Genomic DNA, 15,956 nt, shown 5'->3' on the forward strand with positions numbered 1-15,956 from the left:
ACGATTGTGTTTCAGGAGTTTGCGTTTGTTCTGTCATTGGTTTACCCATCAGGTTCTGTGACCGGTATCGAGTTTGCGCTCAAGGTTCTGGCTGTATCGGGAGATGCCGAAGCAAAACACCCAGAAACAGAACGCCACAAAGACATACCCCTCCACAGCCACGTTCTGCCATGCGGGGTCCGTAACCGTCGATTGAACGGTGCCGAGAATATCGAATAGCCCGATAATCAGCACCAGCGTTGTGTCCTTGAACAACGAGATAAACGTATTAACGATGCCGGGAATAACGAGCTTGAGCGCCTGGGGCAGGATGATCAGCCCCATTTTCTTCCAGTACCCAAGCCCCAGCGCACTTGCCGCTTCATATTGCCCGCGAGGAATGGCCTGCAGGCCGCCACGAATGACCTCCGCCATATAGGCCGATTGCCAGAGCGTGATACCGATAAGCGCCCGCGCCAGTTTCTCGAAGTTCATGCCTTCCGGGAGGAACAACGGCAGCATCACCGAGGCCATAAACAGCACCGTAATCAACGGGACTGCTCGCCACACTTCAATGAACACCACACAAAGCCCACGAATGATCGGCATCTCGGAGCGACGCCCCAGTGCCAGCAAGGTGCCAATCGGCAGCGAGGCAATGATGCCGATATACGCCAGAATCAGCGTCAGCATCAGCCCACCCCACTTCGAACTCTGAACCTCCTCCAGGCCAAATACGCCACCCGGAATCAGGAAGTAGCCGACAATCGGCAGCCCGGTCAGTCCGAACAATCCCAGCCATTTACGGCCAGGAAAGCGTTCAATGAACTGAGGTGCGAACGACAGTGCCAGCAGGCCGAACATGATGTCCACGCGCCACTGGAATTCCTCGGGGTAAAACCCGTAGATAAAGAAATTAAGCCGCTGGTTGATAAACAGCCAGCAGGCACCTGCCCCGGTGCAATCGCTCGGGTCATCGCCCTGGAAATTCGCATCCAGCAACACCCAATTGAGCAAGGGGCCGACACTGGTCACGATCAGGTAACCCACCAACAGGGTCAGAATCGTGTTGTGCCAACTGGAAAAGAGATTCTCCCGTGCCCACCGGACCGGATCAATGCGCTTTTTTGGCGCCTTCATGGTTGACTCAGCCATCATCGCTCCTTAATCGCTACAGCCCGGTTATAGATATTCATAAACAGGGAGATCAACAGGCTGATGGTGAGATAAACGGCCATGGTAATGGCCACAACTTCCACGGCCTGGCCGGTCTGGTTCAGCGTGGTTCCCATGAACACCGCGACCAGGTCGGGGTAACCGATGGCTGTGGCAAGCGAGGAGTTCTTCACCAGGTTGAGATATTGACTTGTCAGTGGCGGGATAATCACCCGCATCGCCTGGGGAATCACCACCAACCTGAGCGTAAGGCCATTTGGAAGGCCCAGTGCCTTCGATGCCTCAGTCTGGCCCTTACTCACCGACAGGATGCCAGATCGCACAATTTCCGCGATGAAGCTCGCGGTGTACAGGGACAAGGCAATCCATAGCGCCGCCAGCTCCGGAATGATGGAAATGCCACCACCGAAATTGAAGCCCTTCAACGCTGGCAAATCCCATCCCAGGGGCTGACCGGCAATGAAATACGCCATCAACGGAACCAGAACAAGAACTCCCACGCCCACCTTGAACGTTGGAAAAATCGCCCCGGTGGCCAGTTGACGCTTCTTGGCCCATATACGAATGCCGATGACAGCCGCAATGGCGGCGAGAATGCCTCCCCACACCAGGCCAAAACCATCCTGCGCCACCGGTCCCGGCACATACAGGCCACGGTTGTTGAGGAAAAAGGCGCCGCCAACGTCCACGCTTTGTCGCGGCGAAGGCAGGCTACTGAGCACGGCGAAGTACCAGAAGAAAATCTGCAGCAGCAGGGGGATGTTGCGGATAACTTCGATATACGCCAGCGAGACTTTGGCAACCAGCCAGTTGCTCGAAAGCCTGGCGACACCAATGATGAAGCCGAGGACAGTGGCAGTTACAACACCCATTGCTGACACCAGCAGGGTATTGGTCAGGCCAACCCAAAAGGTGCGGCCGTACGTCATGGTGGCATCGTAGGGCACCAGGCTCATGATGATGCCGAATCCGGCTGACTCCTCAAGGAATCCGAAACCGGTGCTTATACCACGGCTTTCCATGTTGGAAAGCGTATTGTCGATAAGAATCCAGCCACCCCAGAAGACGAGGGCAATGGCTACTACCTGGAAAAAAATAGCGCGAACCCGCGGGTCGTACCAGGGCTTTGGCCCCGCAGGTTTGGAATCAAAGGTTTGTTTTTTCATGCATGTTCCCGGAAAGCTAGCCCGCGACGAAACGAATCACAGATGACAGTGGGCGGCTCCGACAGGAGCACGCCCACCGGGTGCTTTCAGGTATTAACGAACCGGAGGTGCGTACATCACGCCGCCGTCAGTCCACAGGGCGTTTATGCCCCGATCGAGGCCGAGCGGAGTATCCGGGCCCACATTACGATCGTACATTTCGCCGTAGTTCCCGACCTGCTTGATGGCCTTGGCCCCAAAATCAGCAGGCAGACCAAGTTTGGCCCCCATGTCACCATCGGTGCCCAGCAAACGCTGGATGCTAGGGTTGTCGGATTTCATCATATCGCCGACATTGTCACTGGAAACACCCAGCTCTTCCGCGTTGATCTGTACCGACAATACCCACTTCACGATGTTGAACCACTGATCATCACCCTGACGCACCACCGGTCCAAGCGGTTCCTTGGAAATGGTGTTCGGCAGGATTTTGGCGGAATCAGGATCAGACAGTTTGGAGCGAAGTGCCGCAAGCTGTGAACGGTCTGACGTCAGCACGTCACAACGACCGGACGCGAAGCCCTGAACCGTCTGTTCAGAGGTATCAAATACAATGGGCTTGTATTCCATGCCCTTGGCCCGGAAGTAGTCCGACAGGTTGAGCTCGGTGGTTGTACCGGCCTGGATACAGACAGTCGCACCGTCCAGTTGGGTGGCATCATCCACGCCAATACCCTTGTTTATCAGAAAGCCCTGGCCGTCGTAGTAGTTGACACCGGCGAAGTTGAGACCCAGCGATGCATCCCGGGTAAGTGTCCACGTGGTATTACGGGACAGCATGTCTATTTCACCCGACTGGAGTGCGGTGAAACGCTCTTTGGCGGTCAATGGCGTGAACTCGACCGCCTGCGCGTCACCAAAAATCGCAGCGGCTACGGCACGACAGGTGTCGACGTCTATACCGGTCCAGTTACCTTTGTCGTCCGGCTGTGAAAACCCCGGAAGACCACTTGTTACACCACACTGCAAATGCCCTTTCTCCTTGACGCTTTCAAGCGTCGTAGCCGCACTAGCAACCGAAGCGGTAAAAACTCCACACAGCATGGCTGCGCCGACGGCAATCGACTTGGCGTTCTTCATTATCGTATCTCCAAAATTCCGTTGGTTAGAGGTGCACTGAATATGAGCAATTTACGAGCCAGATATACCAACGTGTTGATTTATAGTATTTGTTTTATCAAACAAGCAGCCTCGAATACCGCCTTCAACCTCTACGGGCCACAACTTTGTGCAGCGAATGCCTCACATCAGCACGCGCTGACAGACCATAGGGCAGGCAATTTCTCAACCACTTCCCTATAAAGTAGAAGGCGTTCGCGGATTGGACCAGTTTTCATGAATTATTTTGGTGCGACCAACGTATGATCCGGCTCCCGATAGCTTTCCAAACGACTGAGCCAGCCCGCCAGCCAGCGCTCTCGCTCGATCGGAGCGTCGGCGTTCCCGGCCCGACGGGTCAATACTTCAGCGGCTGCGCTTCGGAATCGGTCAAGGGTGGGCCGGTCATCGCCTTTCATGGCAAGAAGGACCTGTAACAACCCCCACCCTTCACCGTTGTATTGCTCCGTGGCGGACAGCCCCTCCCCCTTGAAGTTCACATAGTCAATGACGGCATAAACCCCGCCGGACGTGCTGACCAGTTCCTCAAGATGCCGCTTCACACGTGCTCGTTGGGCGTCAGGAGCTGCCTGTATGACGCGTAACAGGGAGCTACTTGCCCGCTGGACAATAAAGCCGGCCTGGAGATCCCGGGTCGCCAGCAGAAACTCCCTCAGTTCAGCAACACGGGCAGAATCTGCTACCTCGAGAAAAGCGGCTCTGTCGGGCCATGGCGCGTCAAATGGATCCAGCCGTGCAAGCCAGCGGGGCAATGGTGCATCACGCTCCGCCATGTATCGAATCAGTGCGGGAAAGCTTTCTACGAACCGCCCCTCCACTGCCGACGGATACCAGATAAAATGCCCGATACCAAGAGACGGAAAGGCTTCCCCTTTGTTCCAGTGCACAAGGCAGGCTTTCTTCGCAGAACATTCATTACGAAAAATCTGCTGCCCCACCCAGTCGAGTTCAGCGTCACTTAACGTAATCGTAGGTGCGCTTAGGTCCTGCACGCTTGTCGATTCTGCTCCTGCAGGCGGGGGATCTGTTTCATCGGAGCACCCTGACAGGGTAAAAATGATCAGCCATCCGATTACCAGTGATTCATAAACGTTCCGCGACATTGCCAGCCTCCAGCCGGTAGCGATAACCTGTTTGTTTGGCGCCCGGCCTTTCACCTCAATGCTGACGGCCTCAATCGCCTTTCGATACCGGACCACACTATGACATTTTTCTCTGGGCTCATGGCCAGACATTTCCGCCAGACACTGGTTTTGGCTTTCTGCTGGCTGGTTGTTGTCAGGGCGAGCTATGTGCTGCAAAGCGGTGTCGTTCCCGATCCTCTGGCAATGATTGCCGGCGACCTGGCCGGTGCGTTTGTTCTCGCTGTTTTGCTGTGCATCACCAGAGGCATTTCCAGGGTTATTCTGGTCGTGGTTCTGGGGTGCGCGACGTTTGTTGCCGGCATGCACCTTACCGTGCACGGAACCCTGTTCCAGCTGTCACTGATCGGCAAGGGCATTGATCCGACCTTTGTGACCGGCAGCCTGATCAACATTCACTCGCTTTGGCTTCCCGTCTACCTGTCGCTTGCCTGGTTCCTTCACTGGCGGCACCGCTGTCTCGACACCGAGGCACAGCCGGCAGGCCAAACCGGACAGGTGCTGGTCGCGGTGCTCGTCGCCGCTGTCTATGGCATATCGTTCCAGAGCCTTACGACACCGGCAAACAACGTTGTCGCCAGCTTTTTCGCTCAGATACCGGGAGCGGTTATCGGGCCACTCGCCCCGACACTGTCGACGGAAGACGAAGACCTCAACGGATCTGAAAAAGCCCTAAAGACCCTGCAAACGGCCAGCTTCTTTCGTCACCAGGTTGCGGCCCCCATCGTGAAAGACCACCCCAATGTGCTGCTGATCATGATTGAGGGCATGTCAGGTGGCTATTTTCCAAGCCTGAGCCGCTATCACGATCTGGACCCAACCGTTACCCTGGCCAGTCTCGAAGAAAGCCTGCGCCGTCATGGGTTTCGCATCTACCGGAATTCGCTGAGCATGGAGCGTCAGACAGATCGTGGCACTTTTGCCATCCTGTGCGGCGAATACCCGGACTTCCGCCGGCAATCAAGGAAAATGGTTGATGTGGCTGAGGGCCGCGTTGTGGTGGACTGCATGCCCAAACACCTAAAGGAACATGGCTACCATACGGCTTATTGGCAGGCCGCACCGCTGGCTTATATGCAAAAGGGCGAGTTCATGCCGCAGGCCGGATTTATAGACGTCACCGGTGCGAGGATCTTCAATGGTCCCGACGAAGAGATAGAGGGTTGGGGGCCACCCGATCCGATCTATTTCAGCAACGTTGCACAGCGGCTGCGACAGCTGGACGCGAAGCCTGGCCCCTGGATGGTTACCCTGCTGAACGTGGGCACCCATCACCCGTTTAAAATCGGAAAACCGGTGGAACCCCCACCCGATGATGAATTGACCGCAGAGGACATCACACCAGAGCCTCAGGAGGCGCGGAAAAAGGCCATGAAAACCATGGAGGATGCCTTAAATCAGTTTCTTGACGACCTGGCGTCCGACGGCATTCTTGACGACACGCTCGTCATCATCACGTCCGATGAGTCCGGAGGATTCATTCGCAAGGATCATGAATCCGTACCCCTGAACAGCAACGTTGGTGTCCTGGCGGTGCGTCCTCCTGACAGCGACTCGCTGGAGGACTACGCCAATCGTGACCAGATTGTGGCGCAGATCGATATTCCACCGACCATCCTGGACGCGACAGGGCTCGGGAAAAAGGCTGGCGACATGATTGGCCGGAGCCTGCTGGTCAAACAACCGAGACAGCAACGCGACCTGCTGTTGGCAGACACCTACACAGGGCTAAAGTACTTCCTGAGGGAGTCGGGACAGCTCCTGAGCTGCAGTGAACTGATGACCGATTGCACCACCTGGCGCTTTAATCCGAAACGACTGTTTGGCACGCTAGAGGCGACGAATGCTGAACCATTCCTGACATTCGATGAGCGTACTGCGCTGTTCAACCGGGCAGCCCTCATGAAGCCCGCAGAGGGCCTCTGAGCTAGAAACTTCAACACAGGGACGGCCGCCTGAATGAAAATTCTTGCACTCCACACCCTGGCATTCCTACACGTTCATCGCCGGGCGCTGTTGGTCTTTTACCTGTTTTTCACCGGCCTTGTTCTGGCCGCCGTTGCGCCACTCTTTTCCAGCGGCCTGGCGGCGCTTCGGCCGATAGCCGGACACGCCGCCATCAGCACCGGTGGGCTGGTGCAGTTTGTCGCGTCCCCTGGCGGTTTACTGTGGCTCAGCGCAACGGCAACCCTGACCGCCCTCCTGGTGATACTGCAACAGGCTGGCATGACCTGGATCGCCGCCTCCGGCGGAGGCCGCGAATACCGGATAGCGATTGCTACACTGTGGGCCCTTGCGAGACATTTCAAACAGCTACTCACCCTCACCCTGCTGCAAATGGGCGGCCATGCACTGATTGCAGTGCCTTTCCTGCTGGCCGTAGTGGTGAGTTACCAATGGTTGATCTCCCCCCACGACATCTACTACCTGAAACTGGAACGGCCACCCGAAGTTTGGTGGTTCCTGGGCATCTCTGCCGTCGCAGCGCTGGGAATCGCCGTATGTAACGGCTGGCTTTACCTGCGCTGGGTGCTGTCGGTCCCCCTGCTCCTGCTGGACCGCACGGGTGCGCGCGACGCCCTCAGACAGAGCAGCCGGTACGTCCACGGCCAGCGCCTGCCTGCAATGAGCGCACTCATCGCAGGTCTGATCGGCCTGGTCCTGATCCCCGTTGTGGTCACATGGCTATTCCAGGCAGTGGGAGGCGAGATAGTAACGAGCCTGCCTGAGCGGATGGAGGTGTTGATGCCCGTCACCCTGGGCCTGATCGCGCTCTACATCCTGTTCACCCTCACCGCCGCCTTTGCGGGCATAGCAGCCTACAGCATGCTGATATACAGCGTGTACAGGCAGGCCACCGGCCACCATCGTCACAGCACCGGCCAAAATCTGCCCCAGCGGGCCTCACCACTGGCCTGGACGGCCGAGATTTTGATTATTGTTCTGGCCGCCACCCAGGCCTGGTTTGTTCTGCAATCCTTCGACCATCGGGACAACGTTTCCATAACGGCCCACCGCGGCAGCGCATTCAAGGCGCCGGAAAACACCATGAGCGCCATAAGACAAGCCATTGAGGATGGTGCTGACTACGTTGAGGTGGATATTCGCATGACCGCGGACGGCGTGCCGGTGCTTTGGCACGACGCCGACATGAAACGTGTCTTCGGCCTCGACGCCAGGATCTCCGACATTACCCTGGAACAGGCCCGCGCCCGGGACGCTGGCTCGTGGTTCGGCCCGGAGTTCAGCGATGAGCGAATTGCCACCCTGGAACAGGTGATCAAAGCGACCAGAGGAAGAGCCCATTTATACCTCGATCTGAAGCCTGCCCCGGAGACGCCCGGCCTGACCAGGGCGGTCGTCCACATGCTGCAACGAATGGATGCCGTGGATAACACCGTGATCGCGGCCGCCGAATGGCGAGTCCTGGCCGAGGCGCGGCAATTGGAGCCTTCGCTGAGAACCAGCCTGCTGGCACAATTCATCGTTGGCCCACTGTGGGAGCAACACTTTGACATACTGGGGCTGCGACAGAACCGTGTCACTCCCGCCACAGTGGCTCGCACCCATCGCGCTGGCGACGAACTTCATGTCTGGACGGTCAATACACCACAGGCGATGTCACGCTTTATCGACATGGGGGTGGACAATATCATTACCGACCGGCCAGCTGTGCTGGCGCAACTGCTACAACGCCGGCGCGCACTGACGGACGCGGAACTCTTGGTGGTCAAACTCCGAAATTGGCTTCGCTAGACCGCAGCCGATACCCGACGCCAGACACGGTTTCAACCCGGTCAGCCTGATCACCCAGTTTCTTGCGCATGGTGCGCACTACCGCGTCGACCACATTGCTGCCGCCCTCGTATCGCGTCCCCCACACATCCCGCAACAGTTCGCTGCGCGACACGGCCTTGCCCTCACGGACACAGAGATACTGCATCACCCCGAATTCCAGTGGTGTCAGAGCCACCCTGCCCGTTTCAAGCACCAGCTCCCGAGCTTCCCGGTCCAGCAGTTCGTTCGCGCGCCGAACGCCAAGCTCCGCAGCAACGAGATCCGCCAGCCAGCCGTCCACCGAGGAGGGGCCAAAATCGAGCACCGCTGAATGATAGCGGCGCCCATCCAGCACAACGGCGTAATCTTCGAGCACTTCAAAACCCAACCGTCTGGCGACAGCAGCGTAGGCGCCCATATCCCGGACCGTCAGGTAAACACGGCGAAGTCTGGGCCTGAGCTCCATGTAGGCACGTTTCAGGTCCAGCCAGACCGCTGCCTGTACGTCACCCGGAGAGTCTCCGTCATCAATGCTCAACCAGCGGCGGCAAAACAGGGCAATGGCATCCCGGGGCATGGGATGTTGTTTGAGATGGGAATACCACTGGCCAGCTATCGGATCGTCCAGCAGCCAGGCCGGCTGGAGCTCGTCCGAACGGAGCTTGCCGTAGAAACCTACCATGCGGCCCTCTCCGTCCCGGACTGATGAGAATGCCTGGGGCAAACGTCGCCACCACGACAACAAAGCACCGGCAGCCTCGCTTCCCTCCCAGGCACGGGTAATTTCCTCCAGCGCGGGCCCATCATCCGCCTGGGCAGGCTCTACGGCCAACGTCGGGGAACCACTCGGGAAGAACGCTTCCCGCACCACTGGGTTTTCGATCATGAACAACATATCGGCGGTGTAGCGCCAGAGGTCGCCACCACCGGCAACGCCCGCCTCAGTCGCTAATTGCCGCCAGGCAGCGCGGCGGTATTCGAGATAGCGCGCCGGATCGCTGGCATGCAGGGAACGTGCAATGGCCTCCCGCACCGCGTCGTGGATCAACAGCCCATCGCTTGCACCAACCACAATGGGCAAGCGGCGCAACCTCTCCCAGGCATCCCGGGGCGGCACGTCCGGAAACAGCGCTTGCAGCAGGGACAGGGTTACCCGGCGGACAACGGCCGCCCCCTCAAGCACCCGCCGGGTAACCTCATCGCCGACATCCTCAAGAAAAATCTGTGTGAGTTCGTCCAGGGCTCGCTGCAAAGGAGCACCGGTGGGCCACTGATCCGGCGAGGCCTCCCGCACCGCTGCGGCAGCGAGCTTCAACGCCAACGGATGGCCATGAGTGCAGCGGGCAATCAGGGATGCATCCGCCTGTTCCAGGCCCTGACTCTGCAGGAAGCGCTCCGTTTCTGTGTCGGTCAACGATGAAACCGGGACAGCCCGCATTAACCAACCCCATCCTGGGCTCGCGTACCAGGCAGCGGTAGGCGGCTGACGCCCCACCAGAACCACCCTTACATTCTCAGGCAATAGAGGAATGAACACCTGCCTCAACCAAGTGTCCAGAAGCCGGAACACTTCAAAAGTATCGAAGGCCAGGACAACATCGCCGCCCAGCCCTCCCAGCCGATCAACGATGTGTCCGGCACCCAACCCTGGGTCACCAATCGCCTCCGCGAGAGCCCCGAGCACACCCTGCTCAGTGGGTTCAACATGGCGACAATCAAGTAGGATAACCGTTGCTCCCTCGGCCCGGGCGATCGTCGCGAAACGAGCCAGCAATGCGGACTTACCAATGCCGGCGATACCGTGAACGTGTATCACTCTCGGCCCCTTTGGCATCAACATGGTTCCCAGGGCGTCAAGTTCCGTATCGCGCCCTACAAACGTCTGGTGAGCCCGGGCCGCCAGTATGTCGGACATTCGTTGCGGCATGATCATCTCCCTCCGCTACATTCTCACGATATTCTCATCCCCTCATCACCTCAAAACACGTATTCAGGGCTATAACTGACAATAGCAGTAACCGCAAACCAACCCTCAATTTGAATAAGGAGGCGACAATGAGCACCGAATGGCAAATTCAGGGTGACTATCTTGAAAGTTGCACATGCAAAGGCGCTTGCCCTTGCATCTACTTGGAGCCACCGACAGAAGGCGACTGCTCGGCCCTGGTCGGCTGGCACATCAAGAAAGGAGCTTACGGCGAGGTGGTACTTGATAATCTGAATATTGCGCTTGCGCTCAACGCCCCGGGGCTCATGGCAGAAGGCAACTGGAAAGTTGTGTTGTACCTCGACCAACGCGCCGATGAGCACCAGCAGGAAGCGCTTGGCAATATCTTCGGCGGCAAGGCCGGCGGCCACCCGGAACTGCTGGCCTCCATGATCGGAGACGTTCTTGCTGTCGAGAGACAGCCCATCGGGTTTTCCGTTGATGATGGTGGGCGGCATCTAACCATCGGCTCGTCCTATGAAGCCGATGTCAAAGCGATCGAAGGCCAGAATGGACGCAAGGTCACGATCGACAACCACCCACTGGCCGTAGCTCCGGGCCACTCATTGGTCGTTGCGAAATCCCGGAGTTTGCGCCATCAGAATCACGGCATTGATCTGGATCTGAGCGCGCGGACAGCGCTCTACTCCCCGTTCGATTACGCCGGCCCCTGACACCGGAGGTGATTTCGATGGAAATGACAATGGCTAAGATTCACTCATGGGAGCGTGTCGCCATTGGTGCCTCCCTGGGAATCCTGACCTCATTGGCATGGATCTATATGGCCATGCCAATGAATACTGCGGCCGGTTCAGATCTGTCATTTCTCAGTCTCGGCACCGTCATGTGGATGGTGATGATGGTCGCCATGATGCTTCCGGGTGCGGCACCGATGATCATGACCTATATCCGGGTTCACCAGCGTCGGCGCCAGCTCCAGAAGGCCGCAGTACCAACCTGGCTTTTCATGGCCGGGTACCTTGCCGCCTGGGCCGCCTTCGGTGCAGTCGCAGCTGCGGCGCAATGGGTATTGCACGCCAACACCCTGATGACCTCGGCAATGGGGCATTTGGAACCACTTCTTGGCGGCTCGCTGCTGGTCGTCGCTGGGGCTTTCCAGTTCAGCTCTCTAAAACAAGCCTGCTTGAACAAATGCCAGTCACCCATAACCTTCCTGATGACGGAATGGCGCGACGGCGCAACCGGTGCCTTTACGATGGGCGCTCGCCACGGCGCCTTCTGCACCGGCTGCTGCTGGGCGCTGATGCTGCTCATGTTCGTCGGCGGAGTGATGAACCTGGCCTGGATGGTAGTGCTTGCGCTTTATTTCCTGGCGGAAAAACTGGTGCCTTGGCCGCAAACGTTTAGCCGGATAACCGGCGCCATTCTGATGGTCGGGGGGCTTTTAGTGGGGACCCTCTACTGAAGGCCGGAAAAATAACCGGGCCTACGGCCAGCAAGCCAGTAGAGAAGCGCCAGCAGACTCTTCAACAGCGCGATGGCAGGCCAAAGCAGCCAACTTGCCAGATAGAGCAGCGGTACAAGAATCAACAACCAGCCCGCAAGCTGGATCATCATCGGGGAGACACCCAGCACATCGGCCACCCCGGCAAAAAAGTCGTTGATGATGCTGGGGTGGGCGACCACCAGGTATCCCGCACCGAGAATCAGGGGCCACTTCGCGTAGCGGGCACTGCGGAGAATCAGGCGCCCACTACCGGTAATGCGGGCAGCCAGTGCCGCTGAGCGTGTTGAAAGCCTGGCGCCCTGGGTCGCCTTTGCAGCCGTGCGGCCAGCCCGAAGTACCTTTACTGCACTGGCGAACACCAGCACATCGACCGATGCCCAGCCAATGTCACTGGCGGAAATATCCTCTCCGGTTCGGTAGTCCGCCTCCAGCTGTCGCACACCGCTGGTGAAGAACTGGGCAAGTCCTTCTGTAATCCTCTCGGTCTGCACCCATTGGGTCTGGCCGTTCCCATCTACCACGAACTGTCCGAGAAAGTCGTACCCCTCGTTGCGGATGAAATTCACTGCATACCAGCCCCGCTGTTCGGGGGGCAAAGGCTCCGCTTTTTCCGGCTTTGGCTCACTCAGGTCTTTACCACGGAGTTCAGCGATATAACTCCGGGCGCGCTCATACTGGTGTGCAGCCTTGTTCATCCACTCAATGGAACTGACAGGCTGGCGAAGAAAGTAGTGAATCGGTGGCAGAGCGCTCTCTCCGTAGACACGCAATACCTCCTGAAATTCCGGCTCGGATGCATAAAGCGGGAAAACGGCGCGAGCCATTTCCGGATGGGCTATCAGCGCTGCCTGGGCCTTCAGGAGCAGAAGGGGATCGTCCCCCAGGTCCAGAATGGCGGCCTGAACCTCAACGGGCTCACCCCTGATATTGTCAAAACCGGGCAATGCCTCCCGGGCCTGGATCGAAATCAGTTTCTGCTCAATGGGTACCGGATCGGAGGCGATACTGGCCATTGCGGCTACCAGCAACGCGATACCCAGAATCACCATGGCCTTCTTCAATCATCCACCTCTGGCTCAATGCGTTCATCCTATACTGCCTGAGAATACGTTGATTACCATAACGCCGGCAACGATAAGCCCGATGCCGAGTATCGCAGGCAGGTCCAGCGTCTGCCCGAAGAACAGATACCCCGCCAGCGCAATCAAGGCTACGCCGGCACCGGCCCAAACTGCGTATGCCACGCCCACTGGCAGGGTTTTCAAAGTCAGCGCCAGGAAGTAGAACGCCAGGATGTAGGACACCACCACAATCAGCGACGGCCCCAAACGGGTAAAGCCCTCCGAACTTTTTAAAAAGGAGGTTCCGATGACCTCCGCAACGATAGCCACCGACAAATATACCCACTGAATCATTCCACAATTCACCTTTCTGACTGGCTCAAAACGCAAAAACCCCGAAGCTCTCACTTCGGGGTTTTACGGACGCTGGGATCAACCCTGATGACGCGGAGAGTTTACTGCTCCACAAACGCCCTCTCAATCACATAGTGACCAAGGTTACCATGGCGCGCTTCCTTGAACCCCATGTTATTGAGAATGGAACAGGTGTCCTTCAGCATGCTGGGGCTGCCACACACCATGAAACGGTCATTTTCCAGATCAAACTCCGGCAGCTCCAGATCCTTTGTCAGCTTGCCGTTTTCCATCGCATCGGTCAGACGCCCGGTGTTACGGAAATCCTCACGGGTGACCGTGGGGTAATAAAGCAGCTTGCCATCAACCATTTCACCGAAGAATTCGTTATTCGGCAGTTCCTCAATATCGGACTGATACGCCAACTCGGACTTGTAGCGAACGCCATGGGTCACGATCACTTTATCAAAGGCCTCGTAGACCTCCGGGTCCTTGATGATGCTGATAAAAGGTGCCAGGCCGGTGCCCGTGCTGATCAGCCAGAGATTTTTACCCGGCAGCAGGTTGTCCATAATCAGGGTACCGGTAGGCTTGCGGCTGACCATGATTTCGTCGCCAACCTCAATTTTTTGCAGGCGTGACGTCAGCGGGCCGTCCTGAACCTTGATCGAGAAAAACTCCAGCTCCTCTTCATAGTTGGCGCTGGCGATACTGTAGGCTCGCATCAGCGGCTTACCGTCGGTTTCCAGGCCAATCATGGTGAAATGGCCATTCTTGAACCGGAATCCCGGGTCACGGGTGGTGGTAAAGCTGAAGAGTGTGTCGTTCCAGTGACGAACACTTGTTACACGCTCTTTATTCAGGTTGCTCATGGTATCGCCCGTTCGTTAGCCGTTAGCAAATAAGTAAAAATCATTGTGTAAATAGTAACCCAAGGGTAACCTATCGACAAAATGGGATATTTTCATAACCTTATTCGGAATAATCGATTATGAAGTTCAGCTTCCGCCAACTCGAGGTTTTCCTGGCTGCGGCGCACTTCCAGAACATCACCCGTGCGGCGGACTCCCTGGCAATGTCTCAGTCCGCCGCCAGTAGCGCCCTGAAGGAACTGGAGAGCCAGTTCGATATCCAGCTCTTCGACCGGGTCGGAAAACGACTGCAGCTCAATGAGCTAGGCCGTCTCTATCGGCCAAAGGTCGAGGCTTTGCTGGCCCAGGCAGGGGAACTGGAACAGGCGTTCAGCAAGCATACTGAAGTCGGCGCCCTGAAAGTCGGCGCCACCCTCACTATTGGTAACTATCTGGCCGTAGGCGTTATGGCCCAATACATGAATACCCCTACCCACCCGAAAGTAGCGCTTGAAGTGGCCAATACCCGCACCATTGCCCAGCGCGTCAAGGATTTTGAGCTCGACATCGGGCTGATTGAAGGTGAACTGCAATCCTCAGAGCTGGAAGTTATACCCTGGCGGGGCGACGAGCTGGTGGTTTTCTGCTCCCCCGACCATCCCTTTGCCAGCAAGGGAATGCTCTCGGACGACGACCTTCGAGCGGCAACCTGGGTGATGCGTGAGCAGGGGTCCGGAACGCGGCAGACCTTTGAACGAGGCATGCACGGCCTGCTTCCAGACCTGGACATACTGCTGGAACTCGAGCATACCGAGGCGATCAAACGAGCGGTAGAGGCCAACCTTGGGATCGGCTGCCTGTCACGGGTGTGCCTTGCCGATGCGTTCAGGCGGGGCAGCCTCGTTCCGTTGAAGGTTCCGGAAGAACGCCCGTTTGACCGAACCTTCTATTTTATCCTGCACAAACAGAAGTATCGGAGCGCCGGCATCGACCGCTGGATCGACCTGTGCGAGCAACTTCAGGACCCACCGCTTCCAGAGGAGCGCGGCCTGTTGTACGACAGGAAATCCTCTTGATCTCGCTTATGGCTCAGACTGGCCCGCTGTGGAACCGGAACTCGGTGTCCGGTGACTCAATCAGTTGTTGCTCCAGCGACAGAAAGGTCGCCACTCGATCCTCCACCGGGTTCCCTGCGGCCTGCTCGGCCAATGTCAGGTAATCACGGTAGTGTCGGGCTTCGGATTTCAGGAGTCCGGTGTAGAAGCCTGACAGTGTCGCATCCAGATGCGGTGCCAGAGCGGCAAACCGCTCGCAGGAACGGGCCTCGATAATGGCACCCACGATCAACACATCTACCAGCCGATCCGGGTCCTCCGCCCTAACCTCTTTACGCAGGCCCGCTGCGTAACGCGCCGGTGTCAGGTGATCGTATCGAACACCACGCTTACTCATGATAGCCAGCACCTGCTCAAAATGGCGCAACTCTTCCCGCGCAAGACGGGACATTCTATTGAGCAGATCAGTGTTATCCACGTAGCGATACATCAAACTCAGGGCCGTGGAAGCTGCTTTTTTCTCACAATGAGCATGATCAATCAGCATCAGATCCTGATTGGCCAGGGCGTTTTCAATCCATCGCTGTGGCGTTCTGCAGGGAAGGAAATTGTGAATATCGTCGAGGGCATCGGTCATTGTTTACAGCAGGTCAGGTTCTTGGGCACGGCAGTATACCGCAACAAACCACACTATCCGACCACAGTCCAACTTAACTTTATAAGGGGTTTCCTATAGAATGCAGCGCCAACTTAACGCCTTTTCGCCATAAAACTCCCGCCTG

Annotated in this window: 14 protein-coding genes; 5 read left to right on the plus strand and 9 right to left on the minus strand. The window is 57.4% G+C overall.

The genetic code is table 11. The features are described 5' to 3' along the window. Positions 1-48: 48 nt before the first annotated feature. From AC0B60_RS05905 to AC0B60_RS05920, 4 genes are all read right to left on the minus strand, one after another. Positions 49-1,134 (minus strand): amino acid ABC transporter permease, encoded by a 1,086-nt coding sequence (locus AC0B60_RS05905; protein WP_465084807.1) that lies wholly within the window; start codon positions 1,132-1,134, stop codon positions 49-51. Beyond that, the gene (locus AC0B60_RS05910) at positions 1,134-2,321 is read right to left on the minus strand and encodes an amino acid ABC transporter permease (protein ID WP_465084808.1); all 1,188 of its coding nucleotides are present in this window, start codon (positions 2,319-2,321) and stop codon (positions 1,134-1,136) included. The genes AC0B60_RS05905 and AC0B60_RS05910 overlap by 1 nt, the downstream gene beginning before the upstream one ends. A gap of 93 nt (positions 2,322-2,414) precedes the next feature. Further along, positions 2,415-3,440 carry an amino acid ABC transporter substrate-binding protein gene (locus AC0B60_RS05915; RefSeq protein WP_465084810.1) on the minus strand — a complete coding sequence of 342 codons (1,026 nt, stop codon included), beginning with the start codon at positions 3,438-3,440 and terminating at the stop codon, positions 2,415-2,417. A 260-nt stretch (positions 3,441-3,700) separates the two neighbouring features. Further along, positions 3,701-4,582, minus strand: coding sequence for a hypothetical protein (locus AC0B60_RS05920; RefSeq protein WP_465084812.1), 882 nt, complete (start codon positions 4,580-4,582; stop codon positions 3,701-3,703). A gap of 99 nt (positions 4,583-4,681) precedes the next feature. Between AC0B60_RS05920 and AC0B60_RS05925 the strand changes: the two genes are divergently transcribed. Both AC0B60_RS05925 and AC0B60_RS05930 read left to right on the plus strand, forming a co-directional pair. Beyond that, a complete protein-coding gene (locus AC0B60_RS05925; RefSeq protein WP_465084814.1) occupies positions 4,682-6,547 on the plus strand; it encodes an LTA synthase family protein in 1,866 nt (621 codons plus the stop codon). 33 nt (positions 6,548-6,580) lie between these two features. After that, positions 6,581-8,377 (plus strand): glycerophosphodiester phosphodiesterase family protein, encoded by a 1,797-nt coding sequence (locus tag AC0B60_RS05930; RefSeq protein WP_465084816.1) that lies wholly within the window; start codon positions 6,581-6,583, stop codon positions 8,375-8,377. Here AC0B60_RS05930 and AC0B60_RS05935 read toward each other — a convergent pair. Continuing rightward, the gene (locus AC0B60_RS05935; protein WP_465084817.1) at positions 8,352-10,325 is read right to left on the minus strand and encodes a winged helix-turn-helix domain-containing protein; all 1,974 of its coding nucleotides are present in this window, start codon (positions 10,323-10,325) and stop codon (positions 8,352-8,354) included. The two genes, AC0B60_RS05930 and AC0B60_RS05935, sit on opposite strands and share 26 nt — an antisense overlap. Before the next feature lie 128 nt (positions 10,326-10,453). Here AC0B60_RS05935 and AC0B60_RS05940 point away from each other — a divergent pair, with 128 nt between their 5' ends. Next, positions 10,454-11,059, plus strand: coding sequence for a DUF1326 domain-containing protein (locus tag AC0B60_RS05940; protein WP_465084818.1), 606 nt, complete (start codon positions 10,454-10,456; stop codon positions 11,057-11,059). Positions 11,060-11,088: 29 nt separating this feature from the next. Beyond that, positions 11,089-11,811 carry a DUF2182 domain-containing protein gene (locus AC0B60_RS05945; protein WP_465084819.1) on the plus strand — a complete coding sequence of 241 codons (723 nt, stop codon included), beginning with the start codon at positions 11,089-11,091 and terminating at the stop codon, positions 11,809-11,811. Here AC0B60_RS05945 and AC0B60_RS05950 read toward each other — a convergent pair. The 3 genes from AC0B60_RS05950 to AC0B60_RS05960 form a co-directional block, all read right to left on the minus strand. After that, positions 11,805-12,914: a hypothetical protein gene (locus AC0B60_RS05950; RefSeq protein WP_465084821.1), complete on the minus strand. Its 1,110-nt coding sequence runs from the start codon at positions 12,912-12,914 to the stop codon at positions 11,805-11,807. The two genes, AC0B60_RS05945 and AC0B60_RS05950, sit on opposite strands and share 7 nt — an antisense overlap. Positions 12,915-12,938: 24 nt before the next feature. Continuing rightward, the gene (locus AC0B60_RS05955; protein ID WP_465084822.1) at positions 12,939-13,268 is read right to left on the minus strand and encodes a DMT family transporter; all 330 of its coding nucleotides are present in this window, start codon (positions 13,266-13,268) and stop codon (positions 12,939-12,941) included. Between the two features lie 101 nt (positions 13,269-13,369). Then, entirely contained in the window at positions 13,370-14,140 is a 771-nt protein-coding gene (locus AC0B60_RS05960; RefSeq protein WP_465084824.1) for a ferredoxin--NADP reductase, read from the minus strand. Between the two features lie 119 nt (positions 14,141-14,259). Between AC0B60_RS05960 and AC0B60_RS05965 the strand changes: the two genes are divergently transcribed. Further along, positions 14,260-15,195 (plus strand): LysR family transcriptional regulator, encoded by a 936-nt coding sequence (locus tag AC0B60_RS05965; RefSeq protein ID WP_465084826.1) that lies wholly within the window; start codon positions 14,260-14,262, stop codon positions 15,193-15,195. 13 nt (positions 15,196-15,208) lie between these two features. Here AC0B60_RS05965 and AC0B60_RS05970 read toward each other — a convergent pair whose 3' ends face one another. After that, entirely contained in the window at positions 15,209-15,811 is a 603-nt protein-coding gene (locus AC0B60_RS05970) for a MiaE family protein (protein WP_465084827.1), read from the minus strand. Between the last annotated feature and the right edge of the window lie 145 nt (positions 15,812-15,956).

It is taken from the genome of Marinobacter sp. V34, from assembly GCF_055524115.1.